Below are 17362 nucleotides of genomic sequence, written 5' to 3' on the forward strand. Positions count from 1 at the left end.
GGTGTACGTCATGGAGATTCATAAGATTCCTGACCTGCGCTCACCTGTGATGGTGATTGCATTTTCCGGTTGGAACGATGCTGGCGAAGCAGCCACCGGCGCTGTCTCACATTTACTCTCCTCGTGGACCGACCCTTCAACTGATGTTGTCCCCGAACTCATTGCAGATGTCGATCCCGAAGATTTCTATGATTTTCAAGTAAATCGCCCCATGGTTGAAGTTGATGATTCGAGTATTCGCAGCCTTACCTGGCCCGGCACTCAAGTCTTCGGTCTTCGAACACCTGATCTCAAACATGATTTCGTGGTGGTTCGTGGCGTTGAGCCATCAATGAAGTGGAAGACCTTCGCTGCTGACATTTTGGATCTTGCTGATGATCTTGAAGTGGATATGGTTATCACCTTAGGTTCGATGTTGGCCGATACACCGCATACACGTCCGATTACAGTCAGCGGAAGCGGCGCTCACCCAGAGATTTCTCGTCGACTTGGTGTTGAAATTAGTAAATACGAAGGACCTACAGGAATTCTCGGAGTACTTCAGGATGCGTGCGTGCGACGTGGCATCGATGCAATCTCACTGTGGGCTGCAATTCCACATTACGCCTCAAGCTCTCCATCGCCGAAGGCAACTCTTGCACTCGTGAATGCACTTGAAGACTTCCTCGAAGTTTCCCTTCCGCTAGGCGATCTTCCTGATGAATCAGCATCATGGGAAGAAGAAGTCACTGAGATGGCTAAGGAAGATGCGGATGTGGCCGAGTACGTGAAAGCACTTGAAGAGAGCAAAGACTCATCCGACCTTCCCGAAGCAACAGGTGAATCAATAGCTCGAGAATTAGAACGTTTTCTTCGCAGACAGAGCGAGAACTAAAGAGTAATTCCCAGCAGAGTATCGAGTGCACGAGAAAGTTCTCCGGCTACTCCCCCCGTTACTCCAGCTTCGGTCTCATCCATCCACGTTGTGATTGATGCAAGAACACTTGGTGTATCCAAATTATTTGAAAGCGCATCAAGGATTTTCTCAATCACCGAATCTGTGGGCGCAACTTCCATACACGCAAGATTCAGTTGCAATCGTTCAATATCAATAGAAGCTTTCTGAATGAGAGAATCGCTCCACATTAAGTCGCTTGAGTATGGATGCCCCATGAGCGCCCATCGAATGGCAGCGGGATTAATACCTGCAGAAATCAGTTTTGATACGAAGACTAAGTTGCCCAGCGACTTACTCATCTTCTCGCCATCAAGACCAATCATTCCAGCGTGCACGTAGCTACGCGCGAACCTTTGATTGTTGATGCTTCGGCTCTGTGCTGCAGACATCTCGTGGTGAGGAAAGATTAAATCGCTTCCGCCACCTTGAATATCGATAGCGTATTCATCGTTCGAATCGGGGTCCAGGTAATGAAGCGCGATGGCGCAGCATTCGATATGCCATCCAGGACGGCCTGGTCCGAATGGACTTGGCCATCCTGGTTCACCATCACGTTGTGAAAGCCAGACCAAAGCATCGAGTGGGTCTTCTTTTCCAGGTTTCTGTGGATCTCCACCACGCTCGGCAAATATTTCGAGCATCTTCTCTTGCGAGTAATGCGAGCGTTCTCCAAATTCGGAGTCAGAATGAACGCGATAGTAGATATCTGAACCAACCTCATACGATGTGTTCGCGTTCTTCAACTTTTGAACTGCATCAACAACGAGAGTCATGGCCTCGACAACTCCAATGTAATCCTTAGGTGGAATCACGTGTAAGTCGGTCATATCGCCTCTGAAGAGATCAATTTGCGATTGCGCAAGATCCTTCCAATCAACACCATCGCGGTGAGCGCGCTCTAATAGCGGGTCATCGATATCGGTGATGTTTTGAACAAAATCTACCTGCGCACCCGTCGCACGTAAGAATCGATTGATGAGATCAAAAGTTAGGTATGTGGCTGCGTGGCCAAGATGCGTGGCATCGTAAGGAGTGATTCCGCAGACATACATTCTGTAGAGAGACTTCTTCGGAAGTGGCTCGACCTTTTGGGTTGCCGTATTGAAAAGCGAAAGTTGCGGAACGCTAAAGCGAGCAGGAAGCTCGGGTAGATATACATCTGGCCAGGCGCGCATATTTCACACCCTAACTTAAAACGGTGGCCATGGGACAGCAGGCCACTCATCGCTCGGAGACGGATACTTCTTTTCGCTCAACAGCCTATTGATACGTGCCAAAAGCGCTGAAAACTCGTTCTCAGAAATTAGTTGAAGCAGTTGTTCTGATGAATCGCGGACGGCGATCTCGAGTTTCTCTAGTCGATCGATCTCTATTGGAGATAGCGGCTTATCTGCCCACTGCCAAAGAACGGTGCGCAACTTGTCATCTTCATGAAAAGTTACCCCGTGGTCACAGCCATGAACAAGGTCTTCACGAATTGGAAGTAAGTGACCAATCTTTCGGTCGGTGTTATTAACTACTGCATCAAAGAGAGCCATCTTGCGAAGCTCAACGTTATCTTCCCGGTAGAACATCGCTAGATCGATATCTTCGTTGATATCAATCCATTGTTGAACCATTCCAATTCCGAATGGGCCCTCTCGCAAAACAGTAGGTGGGACGACTCCGAATTCTCCGAGTTCACTAATGAAATACGCAGCGAACTCACGTTGGGCGAGATTGCCATCCTGGAAATCCCATAGTGGTCTTTCGCCAGCAACCGGCTTATAGATGACCGGAATTGTTGAGCCATTGAAAGTGCAGTTTGCGTAGAGCGTTGCGTTGGAGGCATGAACAAGACGACCAGTAACTTCTAAATCCCCTAGGGTTAGATGTTCAATGATTTCACTCATCGGCGATATCCGTTTGCTCTTGGACAGAGGTGACCGCGAATATCAATAGGTCCACCACAGAATGGACATGGCAATCTTCCTGCGCTTACAACAGTGAGGGCACGTTTGGAGAATTGATCAGCTACTGATGGAGAGATGAGGACACGCAGAATGTCTTGATCGCCACTGAGATCATCTACATCGATGAAATCAGGTTCTTCCTGATCATTTTCTGAGACAGCCTGTAAATCGATCTGAATCAACTGACGAGAGTCATCAAATGCAATCCCAATAACACCCACTCTAAATTCCTCTTCAATCGGAGTATCCAGCGGCGCGTCATCACGAGCGATTTTCGGAATCGCAATTGTGGGGTCACTCTGCTTAATTTCTCGGAGCATGTAGATGAGGCGATCGGCGAGGGCCTGTACTTGCGACTTCTCGAGTGAAACTGAAATCAATCGCGAACCGTTGCGAGCTTGAATGAAGAAGGTGCGCTCCCCTGGTTGCCCAACAGTTCCGGCTACGAAACGTTCAACTGGATCGAAGAGCAATATTCGAGATGTCATGACTTTTTGCTCATGGATTTCCGCGAACCGCCACCGAGTAGCGCCTTAGTCGTTTTCTCCATCGCTGTCATTGGCGCTAACGGACTATGAGAATCGTTAAAGGCTAGAAGACGAGATTTGTTGCCGTCAAAATCAATAACTGTTACTGATGCTGGGTCGATGACGAGAGATTGAAAATCATCTAACTTCATCTTAAGAAGGGAGGCAATAAGCGCTTTGAGTACATCGCCATGGGAAACGAAGAGATGAGTGCCGTTCTTCTTCTCGGCCAGGGCGCTAGAAACGCTTGTGAGAGCTCGTTTCTGCATTGCTTTCATTCGTTCGCCGTCAGGAAACTGGACGGTACTTGGGCGTTCTTGAATCTCTTTCCACATCTTCTCGCGTGAGAGAGATGACAACTTTCGACCACTCCAAGAGCCGTAATTCATCTCAATCAGAGCATCATCAATCTGATAGCTCTTAAGACCTTTGGAATACTTGGAGTTAAGCCAAGGTGCAATGGTCTCTTCACAACGTTGCAATGGACTTACTCGAGCGCTATCAAATGAACTGGCGCCGATTCGCTCGACCAAATCTCGGGCTTGCTTCTCTCCCTTTTTGCTCAGCGAGACACCAGGCAATTGCCCGCTAAGAATCCCTGCATCATTCGCTGTTGAATGAGCATGTCGAATAAACACTAGGCGAGCCACAACACGAAGATTATCGTGCTATTTCTAATAACGAACTTTGAAGGCTGCTATTGCTAGGGTTGCCAACCATGGAGATGAGAAGAGCAGGTAATTCAGGGCTCTCACTCTCCCGTTTAGGGCTCGGAACTATGACGTGGGGTCGCGATACGGATACCCACGAGGCAGCCGATCAATGCAGAGCATTTATCGAAGCAGGTGGAAATTTTCTCGATACTTCTTCAACCTATGGTGATGGAGATAGTGAAAGAGTTATCGGCGGTCTAATTGGAACTCTCTTTAAGCGTGAAGATGTCGCTATCGCTTCGAAGGCTGGAGTTTCATTCCCTGATGGAGTAAGAACCGTTAACAATTCACGACAAACCCTGATCGCAGAACTCGATCGATCACTGTCACGACTAGAGACTGACTATCTAGATATCTGGCAGATTCATTCGTGGGATCCTCATAACCCACTCGAAGATACGCTCTCTGCTCTCGACTATGCATATTCATCGGGCAAAGCTCGCTATGTGGGTATATCGAATTTCTCTGGATGGCAGAGCTCTCGTGCGATCACGATTCAAGAGACCAACTCCGCAAAGGCTCCGATTGTCACCCATCAAGTTGAGTATTCATTACTCAATCGTGAAATTGAAAGCGAAGTACTTCCTTGTGCTGACGAGACCGGAGTCGGAATTTTGGCGTGGGCTCCATTGGGACGAGGAGTTCTCACCGGCAAGTATCGTCGCGGAGTTCCCAGCGATTCCCGTGCTGCGGCTCCACACTTTGTAAAGCATGTCGAGCCATATTTACGTGAAAAGCCACAACGCATCGTCGAAGCGGTCTGCGTTGCAGCCGAAGGTTTAGGTTTTGCACCTCTTGAAGTTGCCCTAGCTTGGGTGCGAGACACACCAGGTATTACTAGCGCGATTGTTGGAGCTAGAACCGGCGCGCAACTGCGTGGGATTCTTGCTTCTGAAGAGATCTCACTTCCTGACGTTGTTCGTCAGGCACTCGATGAGGTTTCAGCTCCCTAACAATTAGTCAGTTAGCAATTCTCCAAGAAGTCAGCAAGAACATTGACACCAAACTCAAGTCCTGAAATTGGCACTCGTTCATCAACACCATGGAATAACGCCATGAAATCTAAATCTGCAGGTAGTCGAAGCGGGCTAAAGCCATAGCCGATGATTCCAAGTTCTGACAGGGCCTTGTTATCCGTTCCCCCACTCATTAAATATGGAACAGGAATTCCTTCTGGATCATGTTTGGTAATTGCATTACACATCGCATCTACCAGATCACCTTCGAAGTTAACTTCCAGAGCAATATCTCGTGAAACTGTTTCAATGGTGATATCTGGACCAATAATCGAACGAATCGTCTCGTTTAACTCGTCTTCATATCCTGGAAGGAAGCGCCCATCGATGACAGCGCTGGCACTTCCGGGGATTACATTTGCCTTATATCCAGCCTCAAGCATTGTTGGGTTGGCAGTATTTTGTAGCGTTGCGCCAATCATGCGCGCTGTAGGTCCAATCTCTTTGAGCAATGGTCGCAAATCCTTTTCGTCATAAGGCATCCCTGTTGCTTGCGAGATCTTCTTAAAAAGAATTTTGACGGTGTCGGTATAACGCTGAGGCCAATTGAATTTACCAATTTTGGCGACAGCCTCCGAAAGTGCTGTCAGCGCATTCTCATCGTTCATCATGGAACCATGTCCGGCTCTACCGGCTGCAGTGAGCTTCATCCAGTGAATACCTTTTTGCGCAGCTTCAACGAAGTAGAGTCGTTTTCCATCTCCCACAGTTACAGAGAAACCGCCAACTTCTGAAATTGCTTCTGTGCAACCAGCGAAAACTTCAGGGTGCTCAGCAGCCATCCATCGTGAACCGAATGTCATTCCCGCTTCTTCATCGGCAAAGAATGCAAGAACGATATTGCGTGGCGGCTTGTAGCCAGTTCGGGCCCACTTGCGAACAATCGCGAGAATCATGGCATCGACATTCTTCATATCTACTGCGCCTCGACCCCAGATCATGCCGTCGCGAATTTCGGCGGCAAATGGATCGACAGACCAATCAGCTGCGTTAGCGGGAACTACATCAATATGACCATGGACTACCAATCCTGGGCGAGAAGTATCTGCTCCTTCAATATTCGCGATCACGTTACAGCGATTGGGCGCTGACTCGTAGATAGTTGCCTTGATTCCGACCTCTGCAAGAGATGCGACAACATATTCGGCAACTGCTTTTTCGTCGCCTCTTCCTTCTCCATAATTAACTGAAGGGATACGGATGAGATCCTGGCAAATCTTTACAACTTCTTCTTCGAGAGTCATATCCGTATTCTGCCTCGTTTCGCACTCTCTCGGTTGGATGGCTTGGCTCACTTTTGCGCGAGAAGGCGTGGCTAGATATAGTTACCCAGTTATTTCGGCCCGAACGCTTAGACTCACATCTTGAGCGAGCGGGTTACTCGTCCGGGTGGCGGAATTGGCAGACGCGCTAGCTTGAGGTGCTAGTTCTCGCAAGGGATTCGGGGTTCAAGTCCCCGTTCGGACACAGTTACGGTGGTTGGATACAGCAATGGATTTACCCTGGTGGAATTCACGATGATGGATTTAGGTCGCGCGCTTTCACTGATTCGCCCTATTCCTGATTATCCAAAGCCAGGAATTCTCTTTCAAGATATCACTCCACTTCTTGCAGATTCTGAAGCTTTCCATCGAGTTATCTCCGAGATCGCTTCACTTGATGCTCTTTCCGAAGTCGCCGCAGGAATTGAAGCGCGCGGATTCATCTTTGCCAGTGCTGTTGCCCTGCAGAAGAAGATTGGTTTTGTGCCAGTAAGAAAGAAGGGCAAGCTTCCATCGGCTACTTATTCGCGTTCGTATGGACTCGAGTACGGAATTGATGAGATTGAAATTCATCAGGATTCTTTAACACCTGGTTGCAAGGTGACTCTCATTGATGATGTCTTAGCAACCGGTGGCACTTTAGAAGCCGCCGTCGCACTGATCGCAGATGCTGGTGGCGTAGTTTCAAGCATTGTGGTTCTTCTTGAAATCGCCTCGCTCGAGGGCCGATCTAGGATCGAGAAGATTGCACCAGGTGTTCCACTCCATGCGTTGGTGACCATCTGATGCGTATCCCCCAAATTCAAGCTCTACGCGCTTTTGCTGCAACTCTTGTCGTTGTTTATCACGCTGGAATCACATCGGGTGGATATATCGGCGTCGATATTTTCTACGTAATCTCCGGTTACCTCATCACAGGATTGCTATTGCGCGAGTTAGATAAGACCGGAACTCTTGGGCTTAAGGCCTTCTATCTCCGGCGCGTCAAGCGCCTCTTGCCTACATCTTTCTTCGTTCTCTTTGTAACAGGCGTAACTGCTTGGTATCTATATCCCGCGACAATGCGTGCAGATCTGGGTAAAGATATTGCCGCAGCGGGTATTTATATCTCTAACTATTTATTCGCTTTCTGGCAGATGGATTATCAAAATCTCAGCGCTGTTCCGCCAGTAGTAATTCACTATTGGTCGCTGGCTGTTGAAGAACAGTTCTATCTCTTCTGGCCATTCATTATTCTCGCCCTGTACAAACGTGGGGGTCGCCGAACAGTTGGTTTTGGGATTCTTGCAATCTCCATTGCATCGTTTCTCTTCAGTTTGTATCAAACATCGACAGAACCAATCTGGGCTTTCTACTCGCTACCTACGCGCGCTTGGGAACTTGGAGTAGGTGCGCTACTTCTTTATATACCGCAGCGAATAAAGTTCTCCCAGAACTACCTTTGGATTGCTCTCGCACTCTTTATCTACGGAACTCTTCAGTTCAGAGATAACACACCATTCCCAGGAACGGCGGCACTCGTACCGGTTTTGGCGACAGCTATCTCAATTGCGGCAGTGCACTCTTGGCCAAAGATTCTTAACTCCATCGGAAGCCATCGAATAGTTCAGTGGTTAGGCGAGATTTCATATCCTCTCTATCTATGGCATTGGCCTCTCTTGGTTATTCCGGCAATTTACTTTGGTCGCAATTTAACGATTTTTGAACGCTTCCTCGCTGTATTGGCAACGCTTCTCTTTGCCGAGCTCACACATCGATATATTGAAGAGCCTCTTCGTCACGCGAAATTTCCACAGAAGACGGTGATCCGCGGTGGTGTTGCAGCAACGGTAATTTCTCTCACGCTGGGTCTAGCAATTAATTCATCGTATTCAGATATCGTGACGCTGAAGGATGGAAAGCAGATCTCTCTACAGGAAATCATGAAGAAGCCAGCTGTCTATGACGATGGATGTCATGTCAATAATGGCGAAACTACATCCCCTGACTGCACTTACGGAGTTCGTGGATCCGCGCGCAAGATCGTTCTCTTTGGTGACTCTCATGCAGCGCAGTGGTTCCCAACACTCGAGAAGCTGGCACGCGAGCAGAGATTCGAATTGATCTCACTTACCAAGTCGGCATGCCCAGGGGCTGCGGTCACGAAGGTAGATACTGGCGAATATAAGAACTCTGATTGCTTTGCGTGGCGTGATTATGCCTACAAGCGAATAAAGTCGATTAATCCTGATGCCGTTCTTGTGAGCGGGTTCCAACACTTCGAAGTTCCATCACAGTACTCAAGTCGTGAATCTTGGTGGCGCGAAGGTCAAGTCAAGACTTATAACTCACTTCGTGGAAGTTCACCACGAATCATCTATATCTCCGACACTCCGCATCCAAACCGAGATATTCCAAGTTGTATCGCATCCGGAAGTCTTGACCGTTGCAACGGTTCTGAACGTTCAACTCCGATCTTCTCCCCTGGGTTCTTGAAAATCAATCCGACTTCTTGGCTCTGTGAACGTAATTGCCCCGGGGTTATTGATAGCGTTGTTGCCTATCGCGATGCTTCGCACCTCTCGGTCGATATGGCGCGTGCGCTCTCACCTAATCTGCTGCAAGCTCTAAGAAAACTTGGTGCGCTCAGCAAGACATCCGATGAGCAGAAGTAGTCAAAAAGTGGCAGGATGCCGCCGTGGCTGAATTGGTGTACTACTGCGGAACAATGGATAGCGGAAAATCAACTCTCGCTCTCCAAACTGCGCATAACCATAAGAGCCGGGGACGTTCAGGTCTGATCTTTACCAACAAGGATCGAGCTGGTTCAGGTGTTATTAGTTCGCGTTTAGGTCTGAAATCAGATGCAATTGAGGTAGAACCTGAACTCGATATCCATAAATTTGTGGTTGAACATCTCTCGATGGGCGATCGCATCGATTACATCATCTGCGATGAAGCTCAGTTCTATCAGCCAGATCAAATTGACGGCCTAGCCAAAATTGTTGATGGACTTGGTATCGATGTCTATGCATTCGGCATTCTCGCTGACTTTAGAACAAAGCTATTTCCGGGTTCGGCGCGACTGGTCGAACTAGCCGATCGCGTAAACACTCTTCAGGTTGAAGCTCTCTGCTGGTGCGGTTCCCGCGCAACGCACAATGCCCGCACCGTCAATGGCGTCATGGTCACTGAGGGCGAACAGGTTGTTGTAGGCGATGTCGGTAAGAGCGATGAGATTGCCTACGAAGTTCTCTGTCGTCGCCACCATATGCGTCAGGTTACAGCGCGCGCATCGCGTGCAGGCCATATAAGTTCTGATCCCCTCCCATTCAACGAGTAGAAAAGGTCCCACTTATGAATACACGCTCCTACGCAGTGATGGAAGCAAAGAAACCTCTCGTTCCTTACGAATTTGATCGTCGCGAGCTTGGAGCTCATGACGTCGCACTTGATATCGCATACGCGGGAATCTGCCATAGCGACATTCACCAGGCACGCGAAGAATGGGGCCCTGCGATATTCCCAATGGTTCCAGGCCATGAGATCGCCGGCACTGTCACATCCATTGGATCATCTGTCACCAAATTTAAGGTTGGCGACAAGATTGGCGTTGGGGTATTTGTTGATTCATGCCGAAACTGTGAAAATTGCAAGCAAGGTTTACAGCAGTACTGCCTCGAAGGAATGACCGGCACATATAACCAACTCGAGCGCGATGGAAAGACAGTCGCAATGGGTGGATACTCAAACTACTTCGTCATTAACGAAGATTACGCAGTACACATTCCTGAAAATCTTCCACTCGAAGGCGTTGCACCGCTTCTGTGTGCGGGAATCACTCTCTATTCTCCAATTAAGCATTGGAACGTTGGACCTGGCAAGAAAGTCGCCGTCATGGGCCTCGGTGGCCTTGGCCATATGGGAGTTAAGTTCGCTGTCGCCATGGGCGCAGAAGTAACCGTTCTCTCTCATTCACCTAATAAAAAGGATGACGCTCTTGCAATGGGCGCCCATCACTTCGTTGCAACTAATGATGACTCTGTATTTGCCGCGCACGTAAAGACTTTTGACGTCATTCTAAACACAGTCAGCGCTGAGCTTGATATCAATAAGTACGTCTCACTCTTGAAGCTCGATGGCACCTTGGTGGTAATCGGTCTTCCTGGAAAGCCTTACGCGGTGCATGTGGGATCACTCCTTGATGGTCGACGCTCGATTGCAGGCTCAATGATTGGTGGAATTCCACAATTACAGGAGATGCTCAACTTCTGTGGAGAAAAATCGATTGTGAGCGACGTCGAAGTCATCAAAGCTGATTACATCAACGAGGCATACGAACGCACAGTTGCTAGTGATGTGAAGTACCGATTTGTTATCGACGCTTCAACAATCTAATTCTGACTATAAATTCGCATTTAGATAAATTGATGTAGCAGAGTGGCGATTACTGGCGCGATAATCAGCGCTGGTAAAAGGTTCGCTACTGCAATCTTTTTGACATCCAAAAGGCGCAATCCAATGCCCACAAGCATTAGGCCTCCACAGATTGTCATGGCATCGATCTGATAAGGCTGTAGGACTGAGCCCAAAAATAGGCCGACCAAGGTCCAGGCGCCTTGATAAATAGCAACAGGGATAGCCGAAGCCGCAACTCCCCATCCCAGCGATGATGCAAAAGCCATTGCTGCAAAGAAGTCGAGAGAGGATTTAAGAATCAATTGATCCAAGCCCTCTGACATTCCATCACTCACGCTTCCAAGAATTGCAAGTGGTCCAATCACAAAGAGAAGCGAAGCCGAGACAAATCCTTCAATGAATGGTCCGTCACTTGATGCCTTGAATTTCTGGCGCAGGGTTTCGCCAAACTTATCCAATCTATTTTCAAGAGAGAGTGCGGATCCGATAAGGCCGCCAATAAGCATCGCTCCTAAAATTACGAGTAGGGTTGAACCCTTCGGTAGTGAATCAATAAAGCTCGATGACCATAATGGAATGAGCGCTGATGCCGCCCCGAGCAAAGTGATAAGACCAAGAATGTCCGTGATGAGGCTCAGAGATTTCTTAGTCAAACGAGCGCCGGCACCGATACCAATACTGGATCCGATGACAATTGCAATGACATTGATGAGCGTTCCAAGACCTACGAACATTGTTTAACTATAGACTTCCATAATGAAATTTTCCGAACTTCTAAGCGTTCTCAAGCCACATAAGACTGTTCCGGTTACCCCATGGCGTGCAGAACATAGGTGGCAACTCTCCCCCACCCGCGTCCTCATACTCTTCTTCGGTCTTGCAATATTTGGTCTCGGCGATTCACTTCTTGTTCAGGGCAATGTGGGTAATGCGCCCTGGACTGTCTTCTCTCAAGGTTTAACGTTGAAAACAGGCATGAGTATTGGGTGGGCTACCTTCGTAATCAGCGTCTTTGTACTTCTGATTTGGATTCCGCTTAATGAGAAACCTGGCTTTGGAACGCTTTCGAATATTGTTCTCATCGCGACTTTTATCGAAGTTGGAACACACATCTTCCCTCAACAGAATTCAACTCTGTCAGGCATCCTCTTTTCACTCATTGGAATTGCGATGGTTGGCCTCGGCTCAGCGCTCTACATCACCTGTGGACTTGGGCAAGGCCCACGCGATGGAGCTATGACTGGAATTCACTACAAGACTGGGATCAGAGTTGGACGAGTTCGCCTGGGTATCGAGGTCGTAGTTCTCATCATCGGATGGCTCATGGGTGGGACCGTCGGTATCGGGACGGCCCTATTCGCCCTCTTGATCGGCCAATCTGTGGCAATTTTCCTTGGGGTCGTGGCGCGTTTAACCCATAAGTAGCCTTCCGGCTGAACTAGCCTTCAGGCATCTTCCCTCGGTCTGTGAGCCGTCATTTCACACGGGGTCGCAAACACCCCCGTTACCAAAATCAGGAAGGTTCGTCATGCTCGATAGTTTCTTCAAAATATCTGAACGTGGCTCCACTGTAGGTCGTGAAGTTCGTGGCGGTCTCGTCACATTCTTCACCATGGCTTATATCGTGGCGCTTAATCCACTCATCATTGGTCTCAGCAAGGATGCAGATGGAAAATTCCTCGGTGGTGGAGATGCTCCTAACCTAGCTCTCGTCGCTGCAATGACAGCTCTTATGGCTGGCGTACTCACAATCCTTATGGGAGTTGTCGGTAACTACCCACTCGCACTCGCAACAGGACTTGGTCTCAACACCTTCGTCGCAGTTGGAATTGCATCAAAGATGACATGGGCAGATGCCATGGGCCTCATCGTTCTTGAAGGAATCATCATCACAATTTTGGTTCTCACAGGATTTAGAACTGCCGTCTTCAAGGCAGTCCCCGCACAGTTGAAGATCGCTATCTCAGTTGGTATCGGTCTCTTCATCGCTCTTATCGGTCTTGTTGACGCAGGGTTCGTTCGTCGTACAGGAGCTGGTCCAGTACCAGTCACTCTCGGCGATGGCGGAACACTAGTCGGCTGGCCAATTGTCGTCTTCGCACTTGGTCTCTTCCTTACTATCGGTTTGATAGTCAAGAAGGTTAAGGGTGCAATCCTTATCGGCATCGTTGTTGCAACAGCGGTTGCTGTCTTCATTGAAACAACTCTGAAGGTTGGTCCACTTTTTGACGGAGCTACAGGTAAGGTCAATCCAAAGGGATGGAACCTCAACGTTCCTGCAATGCCTGAGAAGGTAGTCGCAACACCTGATTTCAGCCTCTTCGGCCAATTCAACCTCTTCGGCTCACTCGATCGCGTTCCATTGATCACTGTGATCCTGCTTGTCTTCACCCTTTTGCTCTCAGACTTCTTCGACACTGTCGGAACAGTTACAGCAATTGGTCACGAGGCAAACCTCATCGATCGCGATGGAAATATTCCTAACAACGATCGAATTCTTCTCGTTGACTCACTCGCAGCTGTCGGCGGCGGCGTTGGAAGCATCTCTTCTAACACCAGCTACATCGAATCAGCTGCTGGTGTTGGCGAAGGAGCTCGTACAGGTCTTGCATCCGTGGTCACAGGTGTTTGCTTCTTGCTCACAACCTTCCTTGCACCACTCGTAGCAATCATCCCTTACGAAGCAGCTACTCCAGCTCTTGTCATCGTTGGTTTCTTGATGATGACGCAGATTAAGGGAATCGATTGGGAAGATTACGGAATCGCAATTCCAGCATTCCTAACAATCATCTTGATGCCATTTACCTACAACATCTCAGTTGGTATTGGTGCAGGTTTCGTGACTCACGTTGTGATCCGTTACATGCAGGGTCGTCGCAAGGATGTTCATCCTTTGATGCTCCTCGTATCAGGTCTCTTCATGATCTACTTCCTCACATCACCAATCAACCAGTGGGTTGGCTAGTTAGATAAAAAGAAGAAGACCCCCACCTCATCTCGAGGTGGGGGTCTTCTTCTTTCATAACTTCCAATTGATAGGTTCTCGCCCTTGTGCAACCAAGAGTTGATTTACCTGAGCAAAAGGTTTAGATCCAAAGAATCCTCTATAGGCGCTCAGTGGACTTGGATGAACTCCTTCAAGTTTGTAGGTGAAGAATCTTGAAAGTTCTTGAGCTTGCTTGCCCCAGAGCACTGCAACGACATCTCTCTTGCCTAACTCTGCTGCAATGTGATCAGTTATTTGCTGCCAACCAATATTGGAATGAGCATTCGATTCGCCTTCACGCGTTGTCAGCACCCGATTGAGTAGCAGAACACCTGCCGCACTCCAGGCAGAAAGATCACCGCTGGTTGGCGGTGTGATTGCTTGATCATCTTCCAATTCCTTAAAAATGTTTCTCAAACTTTGTGGAATCTTCTCCACTGATGGTGGCGTTGAAAATGCAAGCCCCATGGCATTACCTGGCGTTGGATAGGGATCTTGGCCGACGATCACGCATCTGATCGATTCGAGATCGGATTGGAAAGCTCGAAAAATTGAATCGAAGGAAGGTGACAAATCCTCACCTGAGATCTTGGAGAGCAACTCCTCAATCAGAGGATCAATCGGTTCGAAAACCGCCGCCCAACTAGAGTGCACGTGCGAAGAAGCGAGATCCTTCATTGCGAACTTCCATAGGTAGTTCAAAGACTGCCGACATATGTTCCGACGTAATGACCTCATGAATTGGGCCTGAAACAGCAACTGCGCCATCTTTGAGAATGAGGGCATGCGTAGTTCCACTTGGAATCTCTTCGATATGGTGCGTTACAAGTATCGATGCAGGCGCAGAAGGGTCGGAAGCGAATTGAGAAAAGCGCTTCAAGAGATCTTCTCGCCCACCCAAATCGAGCCCTGCGGTTGGTTCGTCAAGTAATAGGAGTTCTGGATCTGCCATAAGTGCCCGAGAAATCTGAACTCGTTTCTTCTCGCCATCACTTAAAGTTCCATAATCTCGATCTGCTAAATCTCTGACGCCAAATGTGGTTAAAAGGGCGACCGCACGAGATTCATCCCAGAGGTCATAAGCCTCATTCCATCTTCCAAGAACAGCGTAAGCCGCTGTAAGGACAACATCGCGAACTTTCTCATCGTATGGAATATCTTCTGATATCAAAGTTCCGCAGATGCCGATACGGTTACGAATTTCCCAAAGATCTACGCGGCCCATCTCTTTATCTAAGACTTTCACCTGGCCTTGCGTTGGAAAGATTCTGGTTGCAAGAATTTGAAGGAGCGTCGATTTACCGGCTCCATTGGGTCCAAGAACAACCCATCTCTCCCCTTCAGATATTGCAAAGTTGATGGGACCAAGAATGGTTCGAACGCCACGGCGGACAGAAACTTCCCTCAATTCGAGGACGCGTTGGCTACTCATAGGGCTAAAAGATATATCGTCGAGGTGCAAAATCACTCGCAATTGTCAGCCTTAGGTAAGTGATTCGCGATAACCTGCGCCATATGAGCGATGAAAAGAGTGAATTTACAGGCCTAATCCTCGTCTCTGGTATTGATACTCCAGGAATTACGCAGGCCCTCTTTGAGACCCTGGCACCATTTGCGATCACTGTTCTCGACATTGAGCAAGTTGTCATCCGCGAGCGATTGATTCTGACTGTCCTTATCTCACTCAACCCGGCGCATTCCGAAGCAATTGAGGAAGATCTTCAACTGTGTGGGCAGAAACTCGGCGTTGATATCGCGACTTCATTCCTTGAACAAGGTCAATCTTCCATTGCAGCAAAAACTGGCCTAGTACATGTTGTTGCACTCGGCAGCCCATTGGCACCAACGGCCATAGCTGCAATCGCATCGGCCATTGCATCTCGCGGCGGAAATATCGAACGAATTCATCGCACTGCAAGCTACCCAATCACTGCGATCGAATTCATCGTTTCAGATGCGGACCAAACAGATATCCGCGCATGCCTTGCTGAAGTTACGACTGCGCACTCTGTTGATATTGCCGTGTCCCCCGGCGGTCTGATGCGTTGGGCTAAGAAGCTCGTTGTCATGGACGTTGATTCAACCCTGATTCAACAAGAGGTCATCGAACTACTCGCCAACAAGGCAGGAGTTCAGGAGAAGGTAAGAGAGATTACCGACTCAGCAATGAGAGGCGAGCTCGACTTTACCGAGAGCCTTCGTGCACGAGTGGCTCTGCTTGCAGGTCTACCTGAATCTGTCATTACCGAAGTTCAAAAGGAAATCGCGCTTACACCTGGTGCGCGAACACTTGTGAAAACTCTCCATCAACTCGGGCATAGCGTTGCTGTCGTCTCAGGTGGATTCGTCTCAGTTATCGAGCCGCTCGTTAAAGAGCTAGGCATTGCCCATTACCGTGCCAATACCCTTGAAATCATCGATGGGAAGTTAACAGGTAAGGTCATTGAGCCAATTATTGATCGAGCAGCCAAGGCAACCGCTCTCAGAGATTTTGCTGAAATCGAAGGCGTCCAACTTGAGCAGACTGTTGCAATCGGTGATGGTGCAAATGATCTCGACATGATTTCGATTGCGGGACTTGGAATAGCATTCAACGCGAAGCCAGCAGTTAAGGCAGCGGCGGCAAGTTCTGTCAGCGCGCCATACTTAGATTCAGTTCTCTATCTCCTCGGAATTTCGCGTGAAGATATTGAAGAAGCTGGCGCGCAGCGAAAGTAATTAGAGTCTGCAGGCGTGAATATCTGTGACAAGAATTCCGCGGGCACCAAGTGCCCACAGTTCATCCATCAGACGATTAGTATCTTTGCGAAGAACCATTGCGCGAACAGCCACCCAATCCGCCTTCTGTAATGGCGAGATTGTGGGAGATTCAAGGCCTGGAGTAATCGAACAAGCTTTATCAACGCTCGATGTTGGAATATCGTAATCAAGAAGAACATATTGACGCGCAGTGACAACGCCCTGCAGACGTCGAATGAGAATTTCAAGTCCTGCTGGTAACTCTGAGCCTGATCTCTTGATGACGATCGCCTCAGAAACCAAGATTGGTTCTCCGAAAATTGCAAGTCCTGCTTGCTTCAAAGTATTACCGGTACTTACAACGTCAGCGATGAGATCTGCGACTCCAAGACGAACGCTACTTTCGACTGCGCCATCGAGGCGTACGACAGATGCCGAAATATTCAGATCCGCAAGGTGTTTTTCAACAAGTCCAGGATAGGCAGTTGCAACGCGCTTTCCTGCGATATCTGAAGGCTTCCACTGGGTGCTAGCGGGTGCTGCAAACCTAAAAGTCGACGAACCGAAATCAAGTGCGAGAACTTCTTCAGCTTTAGCTCCTGAATCAATCAGCAAGTCACGTCCAGTTATCCCAGCCTCTAGTTCGCCAGAACCTACATATATCGCGATATCGCGCGGGCGAAGATAATAGAACTCAACCGAGTTATCTGGGTCCGCGAGAACCAGATCGCGAGAATCGGTGCGTTGTCTATAGCCAGCCTCTTTTAGAATCGCTATGGATGCATCGGCCAGTGAGCCTTTATTAGGAACAGCTATTCGTAACATCTTCTCC

18 protein-coding genes and 1 tRNA gene are annotated in these 17362 nt (G+C 48.6%); 10 read left to right on the forward strand and 9 right to left on the reverse strand.

From position 1 onward, the window contains the following. The first annotated feature begins 10 nt into the window (after positions 1–10). Complete coding sequence (locus AC8GFK_RS03510; RefSeq protein WP_506624683.1) at positions 11–874, forward strand: PAC2 family protein; 864 nt, start codon at positions 11–13, stop codon at positions 872–874. Here the strand turns inward: AC8GFK_RS03510 and mshC are convergent. The 4 genes from mshC to AC8GFK_RS03530 are packed head-to-tail and all read right to left on the reverse strand — an operon-like array spanning position 871 to position 4066. After that, positions 871–2112 (reverse strand): cysteine--1-D-myo-inosityl 2-amino-2-deoxy-alpha-D-glucopyranoside ligase, encoded by a 1242-nt coding sequence (gene mshC / locus AC8GFK_RS03515; protein ID WP_506624684.1) that lies wholly within the window; start codon positions 2110–2112, stop codon positions 871–873. The two genes, AC8GFK_RS03510 and mshC, sit on opposite strands and share 4 nt — an antisense overlap. 15 nt (positions 2113–2127) lie before the next feature. After that, positions 2128–2829, reverse strand: a complete 702-nt coding sequence (locus AC8GFK_RS03520; RefSeq protein ID WP_506624685.1) for an SCO1664 family protein — start codon at positions 2827–2829, stop codon at positions 2128–2130. Further along, on the reverse strand, positions 2826–3377 hold the full coding sequence (locus tag AC8GFK_RS03525) for a DUF3090 family protein (protein WP_506624686.1): 552 nt from the start codon (positions 3375–3377) through the stop codon (positions 2826–2828). Before AC8GFK_RS03525 ends, AC8GFK_RS03520 begins: the two co-directional genes overlap by 4 nt. Then, positions 3374–4066 carry a histidine phosphatase family protein gene (locus tag AC8GFK_RS03530; protein ID WP_506624687.1) on the reverse strand — a complete coding sequence of 231 codons (693 nt, stop codon included), beginning with the start codon at positions 4064–4066 and terminating at the stop codon, positions 3374–3376. The genes AC8GFK_RS03525 and AC8GFK_RS03530 overlap by 4 nt, the downstream gene beginning before the upstream one ends. A gap of 68 nt (positions 4067–4134) precedes the next feature. On the opposite strand from AC8GFK_RS03530, the gene AC8GFK_RS03535 reads away from it, so the two are divergent. Further along, positions 4135–5082, forward strand: a complete 948-nt coding sequence (locus AC8GFK_RS03535; protein ID WP_506624688.1) for an aldo/keto reductase — start codon at positions 4135–4137, stop codon at positions 5080–5082. Between the two features lie 11 nt (positions 5083–5093). Here the strand turns inward: AC8GFK_RS03535 and AC8GFK_RS03540 are convergent, their stop codons facing one another. Beyond that, entirely contained in the window at positions 5094–6428 is a 1335-nt protein-coding gene (locus AC8GFK_RS03540; RefSeq protein WP_506625781.1) for a M20/M25/M40 family metallo-hydrolase, read from the reverse strand. Positions 6429–6528: 100 nt separating this feature from the next. Between AC8GFK_RS03540 and AC8GFK_RS03545 the strand changes: the two genes are divergently transcribed. From AC8GFK_RS03545 to AC8GFK_RS03565, 5 genes are all read left to right on the forward strand, one after another. Then, positions 6529–6612 (forward strand) — tRNA-Leu (locus tag AC8GFK_RS03545). Between the two features lie 53 nt (positions 6613–6665). Then, the gene (locus tag AC8GFK_RS03550; RefSeq protein WP_506625782.1) at positions 6666–7193 is read left to right on the forward strand and encodes an adenine phosphoribosyltransferase; all 528 of its coding nucleotides are present in this window, start codon (positions 6666–6668) and stop codon (positions 7191–7193) included. After that, entirely contained in the window at positions 7193–9061 is a 1869-nt protein-coding gene (locus tag AC8GFK_RS03555) for an acyltransferase family protein (RefSeq protein WP_506624689.1), read from the forward strand. Before AC8GFK_RS03550 ends, AC8GFK_RS03555 begins: the two co-directional genes overlap by 1 nt. A 23-nt stretch (positions 9062–9084) precedes the next feature. Next, positions 9085–9729 (forward strand): thymidine kinase, encoded by a 645-nt coding sequence (locus AC8GFK_RS03560; RefSeq protein WP_506624690.1) that lies wholly within the window; start codon positions 9085–9087, stop codon positions 9727–9729. A gap of 14 nt (positions 9730–9743) precedes the next feature. Continuing rightward, the gene (locus AC8GFK_RS03565; RefSeq protein WP_506624691.1) at positions 9744–10784 is read left to right on the forward strand and encodes an NAD(P)-dependent alcohol dehydrogenase; all 1041 of its coding nucleotides are present in this window, start codon (positions 9744–9746) and stop codon (positions 10782–10784) included. 20 nt (positions 10785–10804) lie between these two features. Here the strand turns inward: AC8GFK_RS03565 and AC8GFK_RS03570 are convergent, their stop codons facing one another. Next, on the reverse strand, positions 10805–11539 hold the full coding sequence (locus AC8GFK_RS03570; protein WP_506624692.1) for a DUF554 domain-containing protein: 735 nt from the start codon (positions 11537–11539) through the stop codon (positions 10805–10807). 22 nt (positions 11540–11561) lie between these two features. On the opposite strand from AC8GFK_RS03570, the gene yczE reads away from it, so the two are divergent. Together yczE and AC8GFK_RS03580 are read left to right on the forward strand one after the other, a co-directional pair. Next, positions 11562–12230: a membrane protein YczE gene (gene yczE / locus AC8GFK_RS03575; RefSeq protein ID WP_506624693.1), complete on the forward strand. Its 669-nt coding sequence runs from the start codon at positions 11562–11564 to the stop codon at positions 12228–12230. A gap of 103 nt (positions 12231–12333) precedes the next feature. Continuing rightward, entirely contained in the window at positions 12334–13770 is a 1437-nt protein-coding gene (locus AC8GFK_RS03580) for an NCS2 family permease (protein ID WP_506624694.1), read from the forward strand. A 54-nt stretch (positions 13771–13824) separates the two neighbouring features. Here the strand turns inward: AC8GFK_RS03580 and AC8GFK_RS03585 are convergent, their stop codons facing one another. Both AC8GFK_RS03585 and AC8GFK_RS03590 read right to left on the reverse strand, forming a co-directional pair. Next, positions 13825–14529 carry a uracil-DNA glycosylase gene (locus AC8GFK_RS03585; RefSeq protein WP_506624695.1) on the reverse strand — a complete coding sequence of 235 codons (705 nt, stop codon included), beginning with the start codon at positions 14527–14529 and terminating at the stop codon, positions 13825–13827. Further along, entirely contained in the window at positions 14435–15223 is a 789-nt protein-coding gene (locus AC8GFK_RS03590) for an ABC transporter ATP-binding protein (protein ID WP_506624696.1), read from the reverse strand. The genes AC8GFK_RS03585 and AC8GFK_RS03590 overlap by 95 nt, the downstream gene beginning before the upstream one ends. Before the next feature lie 59 nt (positions 15224–15282). Here AC8GFK_RS03590 and serB point away from each other — a divergent pair, with 59 nt between their 5' ends. Next, entirely contained in the window at positions 15283–16509 is a 1227-nt protein-coding gene (serB, locus tag AC8GFK_RS03595) for a phosphoserine phosphatase SerB (protein ID WP_506624697.1), read from the forward strand. On the opposite strand, the gene hisG is transcribed toward serB, so the two are convergent. Next, positions 16510–17355: an ATP phosphoribosyltransferase gene (gene hisG / locus AC8GFK_RS03600; protein ID WP_506624698.1), complete on the reverse strand. Its 846-nt coding sequence runs from the start codon at positions 17353–17355 to the stop codon at positions 16510–16512. Positions 17356–17362: the final 7 nt, after the last annotated feature.

The sequence above is a fragment of the Planktophila turicensis (SeqCode) genome, assembly GCF_965234405.1.
GTDB classification, from domain to species: domain Bacteria; phylum Actinomycetota; class Actinomycetes; order Nanopelagicales; family Nanopelagicaceae; genus Planktophila; species Planktophila turicensis.

What these genes read in the sequence shown, in the direction of transcription:
- AC8GFK_RS03510 (WP_506624683.1), top strand. Translation starts at nt 11, where the DNA reads ATGGAGATTCATAAGATTCCTGACCTGCGCTCACCTGTGATGGTGATT.
- mshC (WP_506624684.1), bottom strand. Translation starts at nt 2,112, where the DNA reads ATGCGCGCCTGGCCAGATGTATATCTACCCGAGCTTCCTGCTCGCTTT.
- AC8GFK_RS03520 (WP_506624685.1), bottom strand. Translation starts at nt 2,829, where the DNA reads ATGAGTGAAATCATTGAACATCTAACCCTAGGGGATTTAGAAGTTACT.
- AC8GFK_RS03525 (WP_506624686.1), bottom strand. Translation starts at nt 3,377, where the DNA reads ATGACATCTCGAATATTGCTCTTCGATCCAGTTGAACGTTTCGTAGCC.
- AC8GFK_RS03535 (WP_506624688.1), top strand. Translation starts at nt 4,135, where the DNA reads ATGGAGATGAGAAGAGCAGGTAATTCAGGGCTCTCACTCTCCCGTTTA.
- AC8GFK_RS03550 (WP_506625782.1), top strand. Translation starts at nt 6,666, where the DNA reads ATGGATTTAGGTCGCGCGCTTTCACTGATTCGCCCTATTCCTGATTAT.
- AC8GFK_RS03555 (WP_506624689.1), top strand. Translation starts at nt 7,193, where the DNA reads ATGCGTATCCCCCAAATTCAAGCTCTACGCGCTTTTGCTGCAACTCTT.
- AC8GFK_RS03565 (WP_506624691.1), top strand. Translation starts at nt 9,744, where the DNA reads ATGAATACACGCTCCTACGCAGTGATGGAAGCAAAGAAACCTCTCGTT.
- AC8GFK_RS03570 (WP_506624692.1), bottom strand. Translation starts at nt 11,539, where the DNA reads ATGTTCGTAGGTCTTGGAACGCTCATCAATGTCATTGCAATTGTCATC.
- yczE (WP_506624693.1), top strand. Translation starts at nt 11,562, where the DNA reads ATGAAATTTTCCGAACTTCTAAGCGTTCTCAAGCCACATAAGACTGTT.
- AC8GFK_RS03580 (WP_506624694.1), top strand. Translation starts at nt 12,334, where the DNA reads ATGCTCGATAGTTTCTTCAAAATATCTGAACGTGGCTCCACTGTAGGT.
- AC8GFK_RS03585 (WP_506624695.1), bottom strand. Translation starts at nt 14,529, where the DNA reads ATGAGGTCATTACGTCGGAACATATGTCGGCAGTCTTTGAACTACCTA.
- AC8GFK_RS03590 (WP_506624696.1), bottom strand. Translation starts at nt 15,223, where the DNA reads ATGAGTAGCCAACGCGTCCTCGAATTGAGGGAAGTTTCTGTCCGCCGT.
- hisG (WP_506624698.1), bottom strand. Translation starts at nt 17,355, where the DNA reads ATGTTACGAATAGCTGTTCCTAATAAAGGCTCACTGGCCGATGCATCC.